This is a genomic window from Exiguobacterium sp. SH5S13, from assembly GCF_004337085.1.
Lineage (GTDB): Bacteria > Bacillota > Bacilli > Exiguobacteriales > Exiguobacteriaceae > Exiguobacterium > Exiguobacterium aurantiacum_A.
On record NZ_SJUS01000007.1, the window covers coordinates 20,240 to 39,934 of the forward strand.

18 protein-coding genes are annotated in these 19,695 nt (G+C 51.5%); 11 read left to right on the forward strand and 7 right to left on the reverse strand.

What is annotated here, in order from left to right:
• Positions 1-2: 2 nt before the first annotated feature.
• Together rpsD and EVJ30_RS05630 are read right to left on the reverse strand one after the other, a co-directional pair.
• A complete protein-coding gene (rpsD, locus tag EVJ30_RS05625; protein ID WP_016508465.1) occupies positions 3-602 on the reverse strand; it encodes a 30S ribosomal protein S4 in 600 nt (199 codons plus the stop codon).
• Between the two features lie 222 nt (positions 603-824).
• The gene (locus EVJ30_RS05630; protein ID WP_070329486.1) at positions 825-1,307 is read right to left on the reverse strand and encodes a GAF domain-containing protein; all 483 of its coding nucleotides are present in this window, start codon (positions 1,305-1,307) and stop codon (positions 825-827) included.
• Between the two features lie 237 nt (positions 1,308-1,544).
• Here EVJ30_RS05630 and ezrA point away from each other — a divergent pair, with 237 nt between their 5' ends.
• Both ezrA and EVJ30_RS05640 read left to right on the forward strand, forming a co-directional pair.
• A complete protein-coding gene (gene ezrA, locus EVJ30_RS05635) occupies positions 1,545-3,275 on the forward strand; it encodes a septation ring formation regulator EzrA (RefSeq protein ID WP_131456049.1) in 1,731 nt (576 codons plus the stop codon).
• A gap of 75 nt (positions 3,276-3,350) precedes the next feature.
• Positions 3,351-4,922 carry an amidohydrolase gene (locus EVJ30_RS05640; RefSeq protein WP_131456050.1) on the forward strand — a complete coding sequence of 524 codons (1,572 nt, stop codon included), beginning with the start codon at positions 3,351-3,353 and terminating at the stop codon, positions 4,920-4,922.
• Between the two features lie 43 nt (positions 4,923-4,965).
• Here EVJ30_RS05640 and EVJ30_RS05645 read toward each other — a convergent pair whose 3' ends face one another.
• On the reverse strand, positions 4,966-5,775 hold the full coding sequence (locus EVJ30_RS05645; RefSeq protein WP_070329489.1) for an NAD kinase: 810 nt from the start codon (positions 5,773-5,775) through the stop codon (positions 4,966-4,968).
• A 163-nt stretch (positions 5,776-5,938) separates the two neighbouring features.
• Here EVJ30_RS05645 and tpx point away from each other — a divergent pair, with 163 nt between their 5' ends.
• The 4 genes from tpx (at position 5,939) to EVJ30_RS05665 (ending at position 9,794) form a co-directional block, all read left to right on the forward strand.
• On the forward strand, positions 5,939-6,427 hold the full coding sequence (gene tpx / locus EVJ30_RS05650) for a thiol peroxidase (RefSeq protein WP_071397833.1): 489 nt from the start codon (positions 5,939-5,941) through the stop codon (positions 6,425-6,427).
• A gap of 100 nt (positions 6,428-6,527) precedes the next feature.
• Positions 6,528-7,415, forward strand: a complete 888-nt coding sequence (locus EVJ30_RS05655; protein ID WP_071397832.1) for a class I SAM-dependent methyltransferase — start codon at positions 6,528-6,530, stop codon at positions 7,413-7,415.
• A gap of 126 nt (positions 7,416-7,541) precedes the next feature.
• A complete protein-coding gene (locus EVJ30_RS05660) occupies positions 7,542-8,753 on the forward strand; it encodes an acetate kinase (RefSeq protein WP_131456053.1) in 1,212 nt (403 codons plus the stop codon).
• A gap of 450 nt (positions 8,754-9,203) precedes the next feature.
• Positions 9,204-9,794 (forward strand): 3D domain-containing protein, encoded by a 591-nt coding sequence (locus tag EVJ30_RS05665; protein ID WP_131456055.1) that lies wholly within the window; start codon positions 9,204-9,206, stop codon positions 9,792-9,794.
• A 49-nt stretch (positions 9,795-9,843) separates the two neighbouring features.
• Here the strand turns inward: EVJ30_RS05665 and EVJ30_RS05670 are convergent, their stop codons facing one another.
• On the reverse strand, positions 9,844-10,281 hold the full coding sequence (locus tag EVJ30_RS05670) for a universal stress protein (RefSeq protein WP_016508455.1): 438 nt from the start codon (positions 10,279-10,281) through the stop codon (positions 9,844-9,846).
• Positions 10,282-10,464: 183 nt separating this feature from the next.
• On the opposite strand from EVJ30_RS05670, the gene EVJ30_RS05675 reads away from it, so the two are divergent.
• Together EVJ30_RS05675 and EVJ30_RS05680 are read left to right on the forward strand one after the other, a co-directional pair.
• Complete coding sequence (locus tag EVJ30_RS05675; RefSeq protein WP_131456056.1) at positions 10,465-11,190, forward strand: SDR family oxidoreductase; 726 nt, start codon at positions 10,465-10,467, stop codon at positions 11,188-11,190.
• Between the two features lie 12 nt (positions 11,191-11,202).
• Positions 11,203-11,925 carry a metallophosphoesterase family protein gene (locus EVJ30_RS05680; RefSeq protein WP_131468346.1) on the forward strand — a complete coding sequence of 241 codons (723 nt, stop codon included), beginning with the start codon at positions 11,203-11,205 and terminating at the stop codon, positions 11,923-11,925.
• A 290-nt stretch (positions 11,926-12,215) separates the two neighbouring features.
• Here the strand turns inward: EVJ30_RS05680 and EVJ30_RS05685 are convergent, their stop codons facing one another.
• Entirely contained in the window at positions 12,216-13,310 is a 1,095-nt protein-coding gene (locus tag EVJ30_RS05685; protein WP_071397827.1) for a M24 family metallopeptidase, read from the reverse strand.
• A 161-nt stretch (positions 13,311-13,471) separates the two neighbouring features.
• On the opposite strand from EVJ30_RS05685, the gene EVJ30_RS05690 reads away from it, so the two are divergent.
• A complete protein-coding gene (locus EVJ30_RS05690; RefSeq protein WP_131456058.1) occupies positions 13,472-14,782 on the forward strand; it encodes a DRTGG domain-containing protein in 1,311 nt (436 codons plus the stop codon).
• Positions 14,783-14,822: 40 nt separating this feature from the next.
• Here the strand turns inward: EVJ30_RS05690 and EVJ30_RS05695 are convergent, their stop codons facing one another.
• Entirely contained in the window at positions 14,823-15,137 is a 315-nt protein-coding gene (locus tag EVJ30_RS05695) for a YtpI family protein (protein WP_236636005.1), read from the reverse strand.
• A 76-nt stretch (positions 15,138-15,213) separates the two neighbouring features.
• On the opposite strand from EVJ30_RS05695, the gene EVJ30_RS05700 reads away from it, so the two are divergent.
• Complete coding sequence (locus EVJ30_RS05700; RefSeq protein WP_131468348.1) at positions 15,214-16,179, forward strand: DHH family phosphoesterase; 966 nt, start codon at positions 15,214-15,216, stop codon at positions 16,177-16,179.
• A gap of 16 nt (positions 16,180-16,195) precedes the next feature.
• Here the strand turns inward: EVJ30_RS05700 and EVJ30_RS05705 are convergent, their stop codons facing one another.
• Positions 16,196-16,387, reverse strand: a complete 192-nt coding sequence (locus EVJ30_RS05705) for a YtzJ family protein (protein WP_131456060.1) — start codon at positions 16,385-16,387, stop codon at positions 16,196-16,198.
• Positions 16,388-16,490: 103 nt separating this feature from the next.
• Here EVJ30_RS05705 and dnaE point away from each other — a divergent pair, with 103 nt between their 5' ends.
• Entirely contained in the window at positions 16,491-19,658 is a 3,168-nt protein-coding gene (dnaE, locus tag EVJ30_RS05710) for a DNA polymerase III subunit alpha (protein WP_131456062.1), read from the forward strand.
• Positions 19,659-19,695 lie beyond the last annotated feature (37 nt).

Below are 19,695 nucleotides of genomic sequence, written 5' to 3' on the forward strand. Positions count from 1 at the left end.
CATTAACGTGAGTAGTACTCAACGATGAGTTGCTCTTTGATTTGGTCGTTCAATTCAGCGCGCTCAGGGATACGTACGTACGTACCTTCGAGTTTCTCAGCGTCGAACGTGATGAATTCTTTTGTAGCTGGTGCTACTTCAAGAGCTTCAGCAATCGCTTTGAAAGTTTTCGATTTTTCGCGAACCGAGATGACTTGACCTGGTTTTACACGGTAAGACGCGATGTCTACGCGTGAACCGTCAACTTGGATGTGACCGTGGTTGACGAGTTGGCGTGCTCCACGACGTGTGCGAGCGAGGCCCATACGGTAAACGAGGTTGTCAAGGCGTGACTCGAGCAAGAACATGAAGTTCTCACCGTGGATACCTTGCATTTTCCCAGCATCGTTGAAGATGCGACGGAATTGCTTCTCGTTGATTCCGTACATGTGACGGAGTGCTTGCTTCGCTTGAAGCTGAAGACCGTATTCAGAGATTTTACGACGACCATTGCCGTGTTGGCCTGGTGCGTAAGGACGTTTTGCTAATTCTTTACCCGTTTCGCTAAGCGAGATGCCTAAGCGACGCGAGAGTTTCCAAGCTGGACCTGTGTAACGAGCCATGATTGGACTCCTCCTTGTTGTTCATGTATTTTGCACAAAAGAACAACGGTGTCAAAGACGGGTGACGCCCCTTTCTAGGTTCAAGCACCTTCACTTGATAGCGAAGCTACAAGATGCTCCTCCGACTCAGTCGAGGCCCGAAAGGTGGATACGTCTGTCTAGGACTGCTATCGTCATTTCATGCACAAAAATCAGTATACGATGGATCGGGCAGCTTGTCAATCAGATGAAGCGAAGTAATGTCTGGCAAAATTGCTCTAAGCCTTGGCGATCGACTTCTGAGAAGCGATCGAACTCGGGACTGTCGATATCGAGGACGCCGATCGTTTTGCCGTCACGGATGAGCGGGACGACGATTTCAGAGTTCGAGGCCGCATCACAGGCGATATGGCCTGGGAATTGGTGGACGTCGGCGATCAACTGTGTCTCTTGTGTCGAGGCGGCGGTGCCGCAGACGCCTTTGCCGAAGGCGATATGGACGCAAGCAGGAAGACCTTGGAACGGTCCGAGAATGAGGCTGTCGTCACCGTCAGTCAAATAGAAGCCGACCCAGTTGATGCGGTCAAGAAACTGGTTGAGCAGAGCGCTCGCGTTCGAAAGGTTAGCGACTTGGTTCGTCTCTCCTTCGAGCAGGGCAGCGAGTTGTTTGTTAAGTAAGTCATAGCCGGCGGCCAGGTCGCCAGAGTAAGTAGTAGTTTGGAACATTTGTTTCCCTCCTATATCAAGATGTATTTCAGATTAGCATCATGGTACACGCATTTTTTTATTTTGTCTCCCAAAAAGAATTTCGCGGAAAATAACATTCTCTCCCTAAACCGTTGGAAAACCTATGCAAAACATTGTTTCTATAATATGATTATTAATATCTATACTTATAAAATACTTCATTTTCTTCTTAAAGATACATAAGTCCACGAAAGCGGCTTGGAGGTTGTTACAGAGATGGATTACGGAATATACGGAATTTTAATTGGAATTATTGTCATCGCTCTAGGAGCAATGTTAGGTAGTATGCTAGCTAGACGAAGTTTTTACCAGAAAATTGATGATTTGGATATGCGAAAACAAGGCATCCTGAGTGCGAGTGTCCCGGCCGAGCTTCAAAAGTTCAAACAGTGGCCGATGGAAGGCGAAACGAAAGAAAAATTCGAACGCTGGCACCAGTCGTGGGATGAACTCGTCAGCGTCCACACGGGTCAAATCGATGAGGCGTTATACCGTTCAGAGGAAGACCTCGACAAATATCGTTTCCTTAAAGTCAAATCAGACTTGGCTGCGACCGAACAGGTGATCGAAGAACTCGAATCGATGGTTCACGCGATGCTCGATGAGATGGCGGAGTTTAACGACCATCATGCCTCCCTGCTAGATATCGTCAAAAAAGACGAGAAAGAACTGTATCAGTTCCGCAAGACGCTCATTTCTCAAAATAGCGCTTTTGGCCCGACGTACGATCTCGTCGAAACCGAAATCGCTGTTGCGGAATCGAAACGGACCGAGATGATGACGCTCAAGCAAGAAGGACAAGTCTCAGAGGCGTTCATGGCCGGCCAAGTCCTGTCTGAAAAGGTGACGAAGATCCGTGAACTCGTTCAAGTGATTCCCCAGTTTGTCCGGACGGTTCAATTTGACTTAAAGCACCAACTGAATCAACTGCGTGCGGGTCATAAAGAAATGCAGATGGATGGCTACGCCCTCGAGACGCTCGGTTTAGTCGAAGAGATCGAGCAGGCAGAAGACCGCCGTCTCGCGCTCATGACTCGGATCGAACAGCTTGATTTTGAACACTTTGAAACGGACATGCAGCAACTCAGTTCGGATATCGATCAATTGTTCGAGGCGTTCAGCTCCGAGGTCGATGCAAGGCAGTACGTAAAAAAAGAGTTTGCTGGGGTCAAAGAACGCGAACGTCAGACGAACGAATTGATGACGCGCCTTCACCAAGAGATGTCGCGGCTTGTCAGCAACTATGAAATCAATGCCCGGGTCGGTGAGGAGTTCGAACAATTGGACCGGGAACGTGCGGTGCTCGCTGCGAACGTCCTCGATATCGAACAAGCACTCGTCGCTCAGGTGATTCCGTTCAGTCTGATCAAATCAAAAGTGCAAGATGCGAAACGGTCACTCGACCAGTTCGGTGCGATGCATGAACGGTTTATCGAAAATACGAACTCGCTTCGTAAAGAAGAGCTCGAAGTTCGAAATAAACTCGAGTCATGGAAGAAGGAATTGTCCGCTCACCGTCGCCTCTTGGCGAAGAGCGCGATGCCGGTCGTTCCGACTGATTTGACGAGTGACATGCGACAACTTCAAAAAGGGGTGCAGTCGCTAGATGAACAGTTCGAGAAGGCACCGTTCAACATGACGTATATCGTCGGCCTCAGTCACGATGTCGAGGAAACGATGGATAACTTCCGTGACCGCGTCAAAGCACTGCTCCGGCAAGTGACGTATGCGGAACAGTTGCTCCAGTATGCGAATCGGTACCGTCGTCGTGATAACGAGGTGCATGTCGCCTTGACGCTCGCTGAGAACAAGTTTTTACACGGCGAGTACGGTACGGCCGTCGAAATCGGTGAACGTGTGCTCGGGCGCTTCGACGAAGGAGCGGCTCGCGAGATCCGTCAACGTGTTGAAAAAGGTTTAGAACAACAAGATATGCTTCGAAAATAATCTATGCATGAAGATTGACGTAAACGGGAATTAACGTAGACGTCAATCTTTTTTGAATCGAGGAGGAATTTTGTGATGGGAACGCTTTGGGTAAACGGAAAGATCTATACGCTGAACAAAGAACATGAAATGGCACGGGCGATGTATGTCGAGCACGGACGCGTGTTGAAACTCGGGGAGGAAGGTCATCTTCGCCGTACATACGCGGGCCGGATCAAACAGATTGTGAACCTCGAAGGGAAGAGCGTGTATCCGGCGTTTACAGACTCGCACATTCACTTGATCGGATATGGCGAGGCGCTCGACCGCATCGACGCGACCGAGACGACGGATTTAAACGCCTTGCTCGAAGCGATGAAAGCGAAGTCGGGAGGGGACGACTGGATCGTCGCTGAAGGCTTTAACGATCGTCTGCTCGGACAGATGCCGACACGTGAGATGATCGATGCCGTCATTCCGGATCGCCCGGTCGTCTTGAAGCGCGTCTGTCGCCACGTCGCCGTCGTCAACTCGAAAGGCCTCGAGCGCTTAGGCCTCATTCATCACACCGTCATTGAAGGCGGGAAGCTCGGACGTGATGACGACGGGAAATTGAACGGCGTGTTGTACGATGCGGCGCTCGATCTGCTCCATAAAGAGCTCGGCGGAAATCGTGAGAAGAACGTCGCCTCGATCCGTCGGGCCGTCGACTCGTTGTTCGCCCATGGGATCGTCGGAGCCCACACGGAAGACTTGTTCTACCACGGAGATCCGCTCGAGACGATTCAAGCATATGAAGATGTACTTCAAGAACTTCCGTTCCATGCCCATCTGCTCGTCCATGAACAAGTCGTTGATCAATTGCTACAAAAAGATGCGCTTGCGAAGCGCCTGCGCTTCGACTTCGGGGCGATGAAGATTTTCGTCGACGGTTCGTTCGGCGGCCGGACGGCGCTCTTGTTTGAGCCGTATGCAGATGAAGTCGGACAGCGCGGGATCGAAGTCCACCGCCCGGACCACCTCGAGGCGCTCGTCAAAAAAGCGCGCTCATACGGGATGAACGTTGCGGCTCATGTCATCGGAGATGCGGCGGCTGAGCAGTTCATCACGCTGCTCGAGAAGTATCCGGCGAAACGAGGGACGCGCGACCGCATCATCCACGCTTCGCTATTGAACGATTCGCTGTTGAAACGTATCAGTGCGTTGCCGGTCCTCATCGACGCGCAACCGGTCTTTTTGTCGGATGATATGGACTTGTTGTTCGACCGTCTAGGCAACGAGCGGGTCGATGACGCGTATCGGTTCAAATCGATGCTCGATACGGGTGCGCTCGTACTCGGGGGTAGTGATGCCCCGATCTCTTCTGTCGATGTTAGAAAGGGGCTCTATGCCGCTGTGACACGACAATCGTTTGAAGCGTCGGGTGCACTGAATCCGTCCGAGCGTCTATCGATGTACGAGGCGCTACGGAGTTTCACCTACTCGCCGCGTGTCGCGACCGGAACACATGGCCGTGACGGCCTGTTGATTCAAAGCTATAACGCGACGTTCACTGTGTGGGAGCAGGATTTCTTTGACTTGAACGGACAAGATATTTTGAACAACCGACTTGTCATGACCGTCGTCGACGGTTCGCCCGTCTACGAGGCGGACGTCATCAAAGCATGAGAAAAGGCTAGTCGTCCGCGATGGACGACTAGCCTTTGTCAGTTTAGAAGAAAGAGCGTTGCACTTTGTGCCAGAACGAGTTGGTTTTCAACTTGACCGTTTTGACGACCTTGTCCGACAATTCGATGTCGATCCGGTCTGTATATTTCAGACTAAGCGCTTCGTTATCCATGCCGATAATCGGATAATCGTTTCCGTCTTCAACGATGCGGAGCGACAGCTTGCGTGATGCGTGGACGATGAATGCTGAGCCGAGCGTGCGGTAACGGTTGTTGTTCACCGAAGCGATTTCACTCACTTGCATGCATGGGATGAGCGGATCGACGACCGCGCCATTCAACGATTTATTGTAGGCGGTCGATCCCGTCGGTGTCGATACGACCATGCCATCCCCGCGGAACGTCTCGAAGTGGAGGTCGTCGATGTAGACTTCGATCGCGAGCGATTTGATGATACTCGATTTGATCGATGCCTCGTTCAGGCAGAGGAGTGGCGACGATTCGTTAATCGAAGCGGATAAGAGCGGATATTTCCGTACTTCGAGACCGGCTTCGATCCGGGCAGAGTTATCCGAGAATAAACGGTCGACTTCGTCGAGTTTATGTATATCGAAGTCACAGTAAAATTCGTTGAGGCCGCGGCCAAAACCGACATAGATGGCGTCTTGACGGAACCCGGTGTAACGGACGGCCTGTAAAAACGCGCCATCTCCCCCGATGGCGACGATGATGTTGGCATCTTCCGGGCGGTCCATGATGTTGAAACCATGTTTCTCCCCGATTTCTCTTAATTTTTTTACCTCTTTCGTGAACTCGTTGACGTTACGATGGTGCAGATACACGTTGTTTCTCATCTAAATCATCCCCTTTGTCAATTGTGTCCTTCTCATTATAACTTGTTTTAGGCGTCCTATATAGGGAAAATGACAATCAGGCCGTCTGAAGCAGGATGCTTGTCTTCGTGACGGCACCATCGATATGATGAAGAAGTAAAATTCAGAACAAGGGGATGATTTGATGCCAACATTTAAAGGGAATACAGTCACATTGCAAGGGAATCCAGTGAAAGTGGGAGATGCTGCACCCGATTTCACCGCCCTCACGACTGCACTCGAAGAAGTGTCGCTCGCGTCTTACCCAGGGAAGAAATTGATTAGTGTCGTCCCATCGATCGATACAGGACTATGCGACACGCAAACTCGTGCGTTCAATGAAAACGCGGCATCGCTCGGTGGAACGGTATTGACCGTCTCGAACGATTTACCGTTCGCCCAGCGACGCTGGTGTGCGGCGTCAGGTCTCGATAACGTCATCATGTTGTCAGATCACCGCGACCAGTCGTTCGCGCATTCGTACGGCGTGCTCATGGAAGAGCTTCGTTTGCTAGCCCGGTCAGTCTTCGTGATCGACTCGGAAGGAACTATCCAATACGTTCAGTATATGGATGAGATGACAGACGAAGTCGATTTTGACGCGGCGCTTGAAGCGTTCGACGCGGCAAACTGATTCACTTGGCGAAACGTGGACGAATAGCTTACACTATATTGTAGTTAACCAACCGGCTCTCGAAACGAGAGCCGGTTTTGTATGGAGGAGATGAACGACTATGGAACGATTTGAACAATTGTACCGAGATTGGAAGAAAGAAACGAAAAAATTGGTGGCCGACCTTGATTTATTGCCGCTCGAAGCATTGATCGAAGTGTTTGAGCGAGTCGACGTTGAATCGGAGAAACCGGATGACGTGCGCAAGGCAGTGAGTCTGCTTGTGCTTGAAGAGACGACAACGCTTCCGCCGAACCATCAACCGACACCGGACGCAGTCAGCTTATTTATCGGATATTTGGCGACGAAGCTCGTCAAAGACGGAGCGAACGTGCTTGAACTCGGAAGCGGCACCGGGACTCTCGTCCACGCCATTTTATCGCAAGTGAAGGACGCCACCGCACAAGCCGTCGAAGTCGATGAATTGATGCTTCGTTTGTCATATGCGATTAGCAATTTACTCAAAAAGCCGGTTTCTTACTTCCATCAAGACGCACTTGCACCGCTGTTCGTCGAGCCGAGTGACCTTACACTCGTCGATTTGCCGATCGGTTATTATCCGAACGACGAAGTGGCGAGCGGTTATGAGTTGAAGCGGGAAGAAGGTCATTCCTATTCTCACTTCTTGATGATCGAGCAGGCGATGCGGCATACGTTGCCGGGAGGCCATGGTGTCTTCGTCATCCCGAACAATTTGTTTGAACAGGATGATGAAGGGAAATTAAAACAGTGGATGGACCGAGAAGCGGTCGTGAAGGGTGTCCTCCAACTACCGACAACGATGTTCAAAGATGAACGGTATGCGAAGAGTATCCTCATCTTACAGAAGCAAGGAGAGGGCGTCACACGGCCGAAACAAGCGCTCCTCGTTGAGTTGCCATCGTTCACTGACGTGCGAGCTGTTGCCAATATTGTGAAACAGATTGATGAATGGTTTAAAACAACATAATATTTATTGGGCAAAAGACTTGAAAAACATATGCCATATCAAGTATCTTCATTATGATACAGTTATCGGTTTTAAAGAGAACAGATAAAGAAACGTGTTTAAATCGAAAGGTAAGAGGTGTATGACATGACAAAAATTATGGCAGTCAACGCAGGTAGTTCGTCACTGAAGTTCCAACTTCTCGAGATGCCATCTGAGAACATGCTCGCGCTTGGTCTCGTCGAGCGCGTTGGGAAAGACGATGCGATCTTTACTATTAAATACGGCGAAGGGCAAAAGTTCAACGTCGTCACGCCGCTTCACACACACAAAGAAGCGGTCGAGCTTGCACTCGAAAAATTGATTGACCTTGGAATCATGGCTTCGTTCGATGAAATTTCGGGTGTCGGGCACCGTGTTCTTCACGGGAAAGAACTGTACGCCGATTCAGTCGTGATCGATGAGGAAGTCATGAAGAACATCGAATCGTTCGTCGAACTCGGACCGCTTCACATCCCGCCTAACTTGACTGGGATTCGTGCGTTCCAAACGATTTTGCCGAACGTACCGCAAGTCGCCGTCTTTGATACGGCTTTCCACCAATCGATGCCGGAAGAAAACTTCCTGTACAGCCTCCCGTACGAGTACTACACGGAACACGGAGTACGAAAATATGGTTTCCACGGGACGAGCCACAAATATGTCACGCAACGTGCTTCTGAGCTACTCGGTCGTCCGCTCGAAGATTTGCGCTTGATCTCATGCCATCTCGGCAGTGGAGCGTCAATCGCGGCGGTTGCCGGCGGTCGTTCGATCGATACGACGATGGGCTTCACGCCACTTGAAGGAATCACGATGGGAACGCGCTCAGGATCACTTGACCCGGCCCTCATCCCGTTCCTTATGCAAAAAACGGGCAAGTCGGCTGAAGACGTATTGAACGTCATGAACAAAGAATCAGGCGTTTACGGTCTCTCGGGTATTTCAAGTGACTTACGTGACATCGAACAAGCTGCAGCAGAAGGTAACCACCGGGCTGAAGTGTCACTTAAAATCTTCTCGAACCGGATTCACGGTTACATCGGTCAGTACGCTGCTGAGATGAACGGTGTCGATGCCATCATCTTCACGGCGGGTGTCGGTGAAAACTCTGACGTCATTCGTGAGCGTATCTTGCGTGGGCTTGAATTCATGGGCGTCTACTGGGATCCATCGCTCAACAACGGAGCACGCGGCAAAGAGTTGTTCATCAACTATCCGCATTCGCCGGTCAAAGTCATCATCATTCCGACGAATGAAGAATTGGTCATCGCCCGCGATACAGTTCGGATCGCAAACCTTGTAGAAGCACACGCTTAATCCACACAATTTAACCTCTCTAGTCGCGCTGTTCATTCGAACAGCGCGACTTTTTTTAGTTCTTTTGTCATGGTTCATCCGGGGGAATTGTGTCTAAAGGATTATCCGGGAGACGCGCGCTGTAATAAAAAGAGTCAAAAAACGATACGTTTGTAACGTTCGAGTCATATTGCGACCAATAATTGGAATTTAATATGACATAAAAAGTGGTATCTCTGTAAAGTTGTCATCTCTCGTTAAAATAGTCCGCTTTTGTAACACTCCTGTAATTTTAGTGTCACTCAAATGAATTTTAGTTGTAAACGCACGTCCGGTTGTTTCGTCATATAGTTATCTGGACGAAACATTACTCGTCTTGACGCATCGTGTTTATGTTTAAACGTAACAATCACCAAGAACTGACAACTATGAAAAACGACAAAACAAACCGACTGGGAAAGGACGAACCTCATGTTAAAAAAAATTGGAACGGTCTTATTACTGACGGTCATGACATTCGCCATGCTTTTACCGCAACAACCAGTAGAGGCGTCTTCTAAAATTTATGTAAAAAGCCAAGTGAATGGATTAAACGTTCGCTCAGCGGCTACGATTAATGGTAAGGTACTCGGAAAAATCAATAAAGGACAACAACTCCAACGCACTGGTACAAAAGGGGCTTGGATTCGCGTCAACTATAAAGGTAAGGCCGGTTGGATCGCAACCAAATACTTACGCACCGTTAAACCGGTTGCGAAAGCGAACGTGAAATCGTATACGATGAACGCTTCTGCCTACACACCATACTGCAAAGGGTGTTCAGGTAAGACGGCACTCGGATGGAACGTGCGTACACAAAGACATAACGTCGTCGCTGTCGACCCGCGCGTCATCCCGCTTGGTTCTAAAGTACAAGTGTATGTCGGTGGGAAGTTAATGGGTACGTACACGGCGGCTGACACAGGCGGCGCCATCAAAGGACATAAGATCGATATTCTCATGTACTCGCAAAGTGCGGCCATCAACTTTGGCCGCAAGACGGTCACGGTCAAAGTCTTATAAGCCAATAAAAAAGAGTCATCGCAAACGCGATGACTCTTTTTTATTGAAATTATTGACGAACGATCAGGACGTCGCACTTCGAGTACCGGACGATGCTCTCGGATACGCTACCGATAAAGAAGCGTTCGACCGCATTCAAGCCGGTCGCTCCACAGATGATAAGGTCAATTTCGTGATTCGGTGCGATTTTTTTCGCAATCGTCACTTTAGGCGAACCGTATTCAATGACCGTTTCGACTTCTTTGACACCACGTTCTTTGGCCCGATTGACATAGTCGTCGAGCAGTTCTTTCGCATAAGTTTCTGCACGTTCGGTAATCGTCCGATCGTATGCTTCGACCGTTGCGAACGTCCGTGTATCGATCACGTGACCGATATACAGTTTTCCGTCGTTTCGAAGGGCGACGTCGATTGCTGTTTCGAATGCGCGTTCCGCCTCTTTCGAGCCGTCGACGGCAGAAAGGATATGTTTGTAGACAATTGCCATGTAAATCCCAACCTTTCGCTTGAAATGTACGTGCGGCTTACATATATAGTATACCACTTCACTGGAAATTCACGCTCGGTTCTTTTGAGAATGGATGAAATTTTCACAACTTTCTTACGGAACAGGTTGAAGTTTGGAAATCGATAGATGGAACGGGTAAGATGATACAGAGGAGGGATGACGATGAAACACGTAGTCATCACGGCTGGTGCGAAAGGGATCGGCCGGGTTGTGACGGAACGACTGTTGGAGGAGGGCTGGTATGTCAGCGTGCTTCAACGAAAACCGATTGATTGGGAGCATGAACGGCTACATATGATCGAGACGCCGTTGACGGACCGAGAAGCGGTGACGGCCGGTTATGACGAGGCGGTGAGCAAGTTCGGTAAGCCGGACGCTTTGATTTTGAACGCGGGTCCGTATATTTTCGAACGGAAATGTCTCGTTGATTTGACGGACGAGGAGTGGGAGGAAGTGATCACCGGGAACTTGTCCGCCTCGTTTTGGCTGATGCGTCGGGCGATTCCGGATATGCGGGCGAAGCGGTTCGGTCGTATCATCACGTATGGCTTCCCTGAGAGTGCGACGGCACCGGGCTGGTTGCATCGGTCCGCCTTTGCTGCCGCGAAGACCGGTCTCGTCAGTTTGACGAAGACGGTCGCGCTCGAGGAAGCGGTGCACGGTATCACGGCGAACATGATCAATCCGGGTAACATCGTCGGTGCGCAGAAAGAGATGCGGATCGAATCCGCTGAACCGGATGATCAAACACCGGTCGGTCGGCATGGGACCGGCGAAGACATCGCGCGAATGATCATGTTCTTGCTCGCGCGGGACTCGGACATGGTCACCGGGGCGGTCATCGATGTGACCGGAGGCGTCAACGTCGTCCACCAATATCGAAAGTAAGGAGTGCTTCATATGAAGTTGGCCATTTTGACGGACATTCACGGGAACGTCCAAGCGTTAGACGCGGTTTTGAACGAGTTGGACGGTCAAGGGATCGATGACATCTGGAGTCTCGGCGATATGATCGCGATGGGGCCAGATTCAAACGAAGTGATGGCGCGACTCCTCGACCGAGGTGTCAAGATGATCACGGGAAACCACGATGAAGCCGTCCTCTCACTGCTCGCCGGAACAGGGCATCCCGAAAGTTATGCCCATACGCGGACACATCACGAATGGGTCGCACGAACGTTGCGCCCTGACTACGCCGATGCGCTTATGAAATTGCCTCGTACGATCGAGCAAACGATAGGCAGGGAGCATATATACGGCATTCATTACCACATCCCGACTGAAAAACGTGAGGCATCGATCGTCGACGAGCCGTTTCATGACATCGTCGAAGCGACGCTTCCGAACATGCAGCGCTTATTTGGTGATTACGCGGCGGACGTCGTTTGTTTCGGTCACCATCACCCGGTCCACGCGTTTCAAGATGAGTGCAAACGGTATTTCAATCCGGGAGCGCTCGGCGTCGCCAAAGACGATTTGGCCCGCTACGGAGTGCTGCAGTGGGATGAGGCGGGACTGCGTGTCCTCGCTAAGACGATCCTGTACGATAAACCGTCTTTCATGAACAAGATGGAGCGTGACGAAGTGCCGCAGCGCGAAGTGATGTGGCGCCTGTTCTATTGAAAAAGAGGTTGAAGGCGTATGCCTTTAACCTCAAGCTGTTGACGAACGAGGTCGCTAAAAGCGATCTCGTTCGTCTTTTATTATGTCCGAAGACCTTGAGGCGCTCTGCCCGACATAAAATTGAAGAAATGCTATGTAACGGTCGTTCTCGCCCGCGGTAGAATGTGAAACGGCCGCCCGAGGGCGACCGTTTGCTTTGCTCGTCCGATGGTACTGCGGCTCCGGGATTGCCTGCGGATAGCGTTGGCGCCGGAAGGACGAGCGAATTTGACTGTGTTAGTCAACCTTTTTTAAATTTCTTGTAACGTCTTCGGGAAGCTCGTCAACAAGATTGGCCCGCTTTCCGTCATGACGATATCGTCCTCGATCCGGACGCCGCCGACACCGGGGAGATAAATGCCTGGCTCGACCGTGAACGTCATACCGACCTGGGCCGTCATATCGTTGTTGGCTGCCATCGATGGGAACTCGTGAACCTCGATCCCGATACCGTGGCCGACGCGATGGGTGAAGTATTCCCCGTATCCGGCCGTCGTGATGACTTGGCGGGCGGCGATATCGATCGAGCCGAGCGTCGTCCCGACGTTCGCCATCTCGATGGCGGCTTCTTCGGCCCGGAGCACGGTCTCATAGATTTCCCGCTGTTTCGTGCTCGCCTCACCGTAGACGACGGTACGGGTGATGTCTGAACAGTAGCCTTGCCAGACGACACCGAGATCGAATAAGGCGAAGTCACCTTTTTTAAGTCGGTTGTTGCCAGGCACACCGTGCGGATCGGCGCTATTTTCACCGAACAAGACGAGTGTGTCAAATGACATCTCACGGACACCTTGCCGTTTCATGGCGTATTCGATCTCGGCGATGACTTCAAGTTCGGTCACCCCTTCACGCAACGCGCGGATGCCGGCTTCGATTGCCATGTCGGCAAGTTCGGCCGCCCGTTTCATGACCCGGATCTCATCTGTCGACTTGATCATTCGGAGCGCTTGTAATTCTTCCGTCAAATCAATGATTGAAAGTCCGGCAAACCCGGCACGAAGTTGTTCGACGCGGTTATACGGTAAATGCTCGCCTTCGATCCCGATTCGTTCCGGAATGATTTGTTGGTCGAGAAACAGTTTGACGACCTTGTCCCACGGATTCTCGTGGTCCATGTACGTCACGATCTCACCGTTCCAGTCGCTCGCTTCGACGATTCCTTTTTCAAGGGCCGGACAGACGAGCGCCGTTGTCCCGTTCTTCAGTACTAGGATAGCGATCAAACGTTCATGGGCCTCGGCGTATACTCCTGAAAAATAGAAGACGGACGCTTTTGACGTGACAAACGCGGCGTCTAGCCCTTTCGTGGCCAAAGATTGTGCAATGTGGTTGGTTCGTTGATTCAACTCGATTCCCTTCCTTCTTGTTCAGTGGCTTTCTCGTTCATTATAGCGGTTTCCAAAATGGAAAGGAAATGTTGCATTTTCAGTAGTACAGTTTGAACAAGGTTCACTGATACAGTATACTGAGGGTGACAGAAAATGTATTGAGGAAAGGGACTCGTGACATGACAACAAAACATGAACAGATCATAGCACATATCGAGTCGCTCGATGTCGGGTCTAAAATCTCCGTTCGCCAAATCGCCAAAGAACTTGCGGTATCAGAGGGGACGGCTTATCGGGCCATCAAAGAAGCGGAGAACTTGGGGTTCGTGTCAACGATCGAACGGGTCGGCACGATCCGCATCAAGCGCAAACATAAAGAGAACATTGAAAAACTGACATTTGCCGAAGTCGTCAACATCGTTGATGGCCAAGTGCTCGGCGGACGCGACGGCCTGCATAAAACGCTGTCTAAGTTCGTCATCGGGGCGATGAAGCTCGAAGCGATGATGCGATATATCGACGTCGACTCGCTCGTCATCATCGGGAACCGGGAGAAAGCGCATGAACTCGTCTTGCAGTCAGGCGGGGCCGTACTGATCACCGGTGGATTCGATGCGACCGACGAAGTGAAACGGATGGCGGATAAGTACAACATGCCCGTCATCTCGACTTCATATGACAGCTTTACCGTGGCGACGATGATCAACCGCGCCATCTATGACCGTCTGATCAAAAAGGAAATTCTGCTCGTCTCGGATATCGTCATTCCGTTGCACGATACGTTTTATTTAAAAGTGGACGATACGGTCAAACGTTGGCACGAACTCAATGAACGGACGAAGCACAACCGTTACCCGGTCATCGACGACCAGATGAAAGTCGTCGGCGTCATCACCGCCAAAGATCTCATCGATCGGCCGCACGATACAGAAATCGAAAAAGTGATGACGAAAAGCCCGATCACGGCCGGTGTGCAGACAAGTGTCACGAATGCAGCCCACCAGATGGTATGGGAAGGGATCGAGATGTTGCCGGTCGTCGACAACTACGGTCGCCTGCTCGGCATCATCAGCCGTCAAGACGTCCTAAAGGCGCTTCAGCTCGCGAACCGGCAACCGCAAGTCGGTGAGACGTTTGATAATATGATCACCAATCAGTTGAAAGAGGATCCGACTTCGAACGGGACGGCGTTCACGGTCGAAGTGGCACCTCAAATGACGAGCCACATGGGGACGGCGTCGTCCGGAGTCTTGACGACGCTTCTTGTCGAAGGGGCGACCCGGAGTTTGCGGCATATGAAAAAAGGCGACCTTGTCGTCGAGAATATTACAGTCTACTTCATGAAACCGATTCAAATCGAGAGCCAAATCCGCGTCTCGGCGAACGTGTTCGACCTCGGACGAAAGTTCGGGAAAGTCGACGTCGAGATGACACAAGGGACACAACTCGTCGCCAAGGCGCTCGTCACGGCGCAACTGATCGACCGGTAAAGAAAAACGAGCTGATGATGTCATCAGCTCGTTTTACATATTAAGATTGTTGGATCGGTTCTTCAGACGCCTTCGGGAAAATCTTGCGGTAGCGAATGATCCCGACGATTGCGTTGCCAAGCCCGAGGACGAGCATGACGATGCTGACGATCCAGCCGATGGTCGAATTGAGACCGAGGCCGCCGAGCATCTGGTTGATGGCGAACAGCGCCAAAAACAAGCTGAGCCAGATGAGCGCTTGCGTGTTGAACAACGCTTTCCGGTACGGCGTCTTCGTCAAGAAGGCCCGACGTTTATAGACGAAATACGCACCGAGTGAGAACAAGATGAGTCCGATCATGATTAATTGACTCAAGTGAGAAACCCCTTTCAAACGTATAATCTGTTATCATCATACCATAGAATGGACATCAAGAAAGCGAGGAACGACCATGGCACATTGGCCTGAAGCAACAACGATATTGAAGTTAATCGAGGCGGCGGACACGATTATGATCCATCGACACGTCCGTCCCGACCCAGACGCGCTCGGAAGTCAACTCGGCTTAAAGCGAATCATTGAGCGGGCTTACCCGGATAAACACGTTTACGTCGTCGGCGGGATCGCCCGCGACCTCGAATTTTTAGGGAAGATGCAACACGTGGAGCCGGAGATGTATGACGAGGCACTCGTCCTCGTGCTTGATACAGCGAACCACGAACGAATCGATGGACCATACGCTTTGAAAGGGAAGACCGTCGTCAAGATTGACCACCATCCGGACGAAGACGCGTATGCGACACATCAGATTGTCGATACGACGGTCAGTTCGACGTCGGAGATTGTGGCCGAGCTCGCTCGGATATGGGGCTTGGCTCTCGATGAGGAGTCGGCGTTCTTACTTTTCGCGGGCATCGTCGGCGATACGGGACGCTTCCAGTTCCGGAACGCGACGCCGCACACGTTTGAGATCGCTGCTGACTTGATCAGTTACGGCATCGACACGAACCGCTTGTACCGGCAAATGTATAAGACGAACTTGGCGACACTCCAACTGCAAGGTTACGTCCTGCAAAACGTCCAAGTGACAGAGGCGGGCGTCGGATATGTCAAAATCGACGCCGACGTGCTCCGGACGTTTCATGCGACGCCGGAAGCGGCATCGTTGCTCGTCAACAGCTTCTCTGGACTGGAGGGGTTGAAATGTTGGGTCATGTTCGTCGAGAACAAAGATGAGATTCGTGTCCGTATCCGCTCGAAAGGCCCGGTCATCAATGAAGTCGCCAAACGTTACCGTGGCGGCGGGCATCCGATGGCAGCCGGTGCGACAATTGACACGTGGGAAGAGATGGACGATGTGATTGCCGCACTAGAAGAAGTGGCCGCACCGTTCGAATTTGAAAATGAAGAGAGCTGACCGCGGTCAGCTCTCTTCATTTTGTATCGTCGTCTTGTGGGATGAACCACGTGCCGCGATCGGTGACGTCTTCGACGACGTCAAGTTGGTACTCGGCAATGTATTTGCGCAGCCGGTCGATAATTTCAGGGCTGTCGGCAAATACGGTCTGTCCGTTCTGTAAAAGTTCTAACTTGTCGCGCGCGATTTTACCCCGATTAATAATCATACGCTTTTACCCCCTTTTATCATTCGTTTTGTCTATAATTATTGTATCAGAGAAGCATCGAGATGAGTTTGACAATTAAGAAAAAAGAGAGAGGGGGGCGCTTGTGCTCCATTTAAATGTAAGATCAGCGTTTAGCTTGATGCATAGCACGATTCGCCTAGAGCAATATGTCGCCTCGATGGCGGAGCGGGGGAGTAAGTCGGTTGCGGTCGCAGATGACGCGTTTTATGGCGTTCCTCAATTTGTGAGACTATGCGAACGCTATGCAGTCAAGCCGGTCATCGGTCTACGGACGAGCCTTCATGTCGACGGGCTCGAGTTGGCCGTGCTCGTGTATGCGATGACCGACCTAGATATTGCAAAGTTGTATCGCATCGTCGAGGCAGGCGGATTGACCGAACCGACGGATTTATCGGTCGTCATCTTACCTGAGAATTGGAAAACGAGTGACCCGGTCCACCGACGTCGTTTGTTTAACCGTATCCTCGGCTTTGTGGCAGAAGAACGATTATGGCTCGGGTTGCCGGCTCCGCAGACGACCGAACAGACGCTCATCGTCAAACAGCTTCGGGGGATGCGCGAAGAACTCGGTGTTCGTTTAGTGCCGACGCCAGAGACGTGTTATATGCGACCAGAAGATTTTGAAGCGTATCGTGCTATCGTCGCAATCGGGGAAGGCGAGGTCATCTCCCAAGAGGACGTTCATCAAAAAGGTAAGTATGTGCGGCTGCCGAGCGAGATGAACGATTGGTTCGAACCCATGGAGCTCGAGGAACTCGCGCGATTCGATCAACTTGTGTCAGTAACGCAGATTCCGGCCGCGACTGCCGCGATCCCGGAACTGCCTGATGCCGTCGAGCGACTCAAACGTCTCGTCGCGGAGCGATTGAAAGCACTCGATTTGCTCAACGACACGTATATCGATCGGGCCCGGTACGAGCTTGACGTCATCGCCGGTACGGGGTTCGCCTCATACTTCTTGATTGTCGAGGACATCGTTCGCTTCGCCAGGGAGCAAGGCATCGAAGTCGGTCCAGGTCGTGGTTCGGCGGCCGGGTCGCTCGTCAGTTTCGCGCTCCATATCACAGAAGTCGACCCTGTTCGCTTCGATTTGCTGTTCGAACGTTTCTTGAACCCGGAACGGATCAGCATGCCGGATATCGATTTGGACTTCGAAGACGAACGGAGAGATGAGGTCGTCCAGTACGTGCTTAATAAGTATGGACTGCATCACGCCGCTCAAATCGGTACGTTAGCCACATTCGGTGCGAAGGCGGCGCTGCGTGACGTAGCGCGTGCTCTCGGGATGACGCTTGAAGAAGGCCAGGCTGCGAGTAAACAAGTCAAGGACGACGGAATCGCGGGCATTACGAACAATCCGACTAAAATGAAGTGGTTTGCCGGAAGTCAAAAACGGTCGCACTTGTTGACGATTGCGTCTCAATTGGAAGGTTTGCCGAGGCAAGCGTCGATCCATGCGGCCGGGATCGTCTTGAGCCGAGATCCGCTTGACACGGTAACGCCGCTTCAACCGACGGACGGGGGTCAAGTGACGCAATATAATATGAAGGATCTCGAGGCGCTCGGACTGCTGAAAATCGATTTGCTCGGCCTCCGGAACTTGACACGATTGCGCGAGATGGAGATGTTGATTCGTGACACCGATTCACTATTCTCCCTAAAATCGATCCCGCTCGATGACAACCGGACGTTACGCGTTCTCGCACGAGGCGATACAGACGGCGTCTTTCAGTTTGAGTCGGACGGGATGAAGCAGGCGCTGCGGCAAGTGAAGCCGACCGAGTTTGAAGATATCGTCGTCACGATGTCGCTTTATCGCCCTGGACCGATGCAGTTCATCGAGACGTATGCCAAGCGTAAGCACGGGATGCCGTACAAGCCGGTCCATCCGATTGTTGGCGAAGTGATGGAGACGACTAAAGGCGTGCTCGTCTACCAAGAACAAGTCATGAAGTTGTTGCGCGAACTCGCCGGATATTCATACGCCGAGGCCGATTTGATTCGTCGAGCCATCGCTAAAAAGGATATGGCCGCCATCGAGGTCGAGAAAATCCGTTTTTTGGAGAAGACGGCGAAGCACGACATGGATTCGATGCGACAAGTATTCTCATGGATTGAAAAATTCGCGGGCTACGGGTTCAACCGGTCGCACGCCGTCGCCTATAGTTTGATCAGTTATCGATTGGCGTATGTGAAAGCGCACTTTGAACGCATTTTTTATCTCGTGACGTACGATAAGACGAATCAACTCGTGCGCATGCTCCGGAAAGGGAAAATCCCCGTCTATCCTCCTGACGTCTTGCACGGGAAAGCGGGAGCATTTCTAGAAGGTCCGGGTGTCCGTCTGGGCCTCAAGGCGATTCAAGGATTGACGAAGCGGGACGTGGAACGATTGATTGAGCATCACGATCAGTTCACCGATGTGAAACGACTCGTGGAGCTGATGGACTGGGGAACGAAAGATCAGTTGAAATTGCGCCGTCTGCTCGGTTCCGGGGCGTTAGACCGTATGTACCACGGGGAGCGGAGCCAAGCTTTCCGGGCTGTGGAACGCTTGCGGGAAGAGACGGGGACACATTTGCTCCCGGATGAACTGTCGGCCCTCGGTTTGAAACGGACCGAGATGCCGGAACCGAATTGGTCGGAGGAAGAACGCGAGGCGCTCGGGACGTGGATCGTCCACTCACCTTTGACGACGGTGGCACCCCTTCAAGTGGACACGGCCACAATCGAGGAAGTGTTGCGCGGCGACAGAGGGTTTATCGTCGTTTACGTCGATGCGATCCGGACGTTTAAGACGAAGAAAAACGAGGAGATGGGTGTCGCTATGGTCGATGACGGGGTCTCGCAAGATGAGGTCGTCATCTTCCCGCGCGTGTTCGCAAACTACGCACGTTCGCTCTATGTCGGGAACGTCCTGTTGCTCGAGGTTCATCCAAACGAACGGGACGGGCGGATTCAACTCGTCGTGGAGCGGGTACGGCCGTTAAACGGTCAAGCGTTGTTCGTCCGACTTCGCCGTGAATCGTTCGCCGAGCTCGAAGAACTCCTTCATACAGCAAGTGGGGACGTCCCGGTAATTTGTCGCTTCTCTGACTCAAAAGAGGTGAAGCAACTGGCGTCTGCTTACTCGGTCAATCCGACGGAATCCTTCATGACCGCTTTGAAGAACCGGTTCGGGGAAGCGGACGTCGTCTTAAAGCGGGTCGATTCAAAAACGTCCAGCACGGGAACTAGTACCAAGTCATAAAAAGTGGTATAATCTGTTTGATTGGTCTGACCACTTT

Bases quoted from the DNA above. Each gene is read 5' to 3' on its own strand.
- EVJ30_RS05675 (WP_131456056.1), top strand. From the start codon at position 10,465: ATGAAACACGTAGTCATCACGGCTGGTGCGAAAGGGATCGGCCGGGTT.
- EVJ30_RS05700 (WP_131468348.1), top strand. From the start codon at position 15,214: ATGGCACATTGGCCTGAAGCAACAACGATATTGAAGTTAATCGAGGCG.
- EVJ30_RS05705 (WP_131456060.1), bottom strand. From the start codon at position 16,387: ATGATTATTAATCGGGGTAAAATCGCGCGCGACAAGTTAGAACTTTTA.
- EVJ30_RS05680 (WP_131468346.1), top strand. From the start codon at position 11,203: ATGAAGTTGGCCATTTTGACGGACATTCACGGGAACGTCCAAGCGTTA.
- EVJ30_RS05655 (WP_071397832.1), top strand. From the start codon at position 6,528: ATGGAACGATTTGAACAATTGTACCGAGATTGGAAGAAAGAAACGAAA.
- rpsD (WP_016508465.1), bottom strand. From the start codon at position 602: ATGGCTCGTTACACAGGTCCAGCTTGGAAACTCTCGCGTCGCTTAGGC.
- EVJ30_RS05645 (WP_070329489.1), bottom strand. From the start codon at position 5,775: ATGAGAAACAACGTGTATCTGCACCATCGTAACGTCAACGAGTTCACG.
- ezrA (WP_131456049.1), top strand. From the start codon at position 1,545: ATGGATTACGGAATATACGGAATTTTAATTGGAATTATTGTCATCGCT.
- EVJ30_RS05630 (WP_070329486.1), bottom strand. From the start codon at position 1,307: ATGTTCCAAACTACTACTTACTCTGGCGACCTGGCCGCCGGCTATGAC.
- EVJ30_RS05640 (WP_131456050.1), top strand. From the start codon at position 3,351: ATGGGAACGCTTTGGGTAAACGGAAAGATCTATACGCTGAACAAAGAA.
- EVJ30_RS05665 (WP_131456055.1), top strand. From the start codon at position 9,204: ATGTTAAAAAAAATTGGAACGGTCTTATTACTGACGGTCATGACATTC.
- EVJ30_RS05690 (WP_131456058.1), top strand. From the start codon at position 13,472: ATGACAACAAAACATGAACAGATCATAGCACATATCGAGTCGCTCGAT.
- EVJ30_RS05670 (WP_016508455.1), bottom strand. From the start codon at position 10,281: ATGGCAATTGTCTACAAACATATCCTTTCTGCCGTCGACGGCTCGAAA.
- tpx (WP_071397833.1), top strand. From the start codon at position 5,939: ATGCCAACATTTAAAGGGAATACAGTCACATTGCAAGGGAATCCAGTG.
- EVJ30_RS05660 (WP_131456053.1), top strand. From the start codon at position 7,542: ATGACAAAAATTATGGCAGTCAACGCAGGTAGTTCGTCACTGAAGTTC.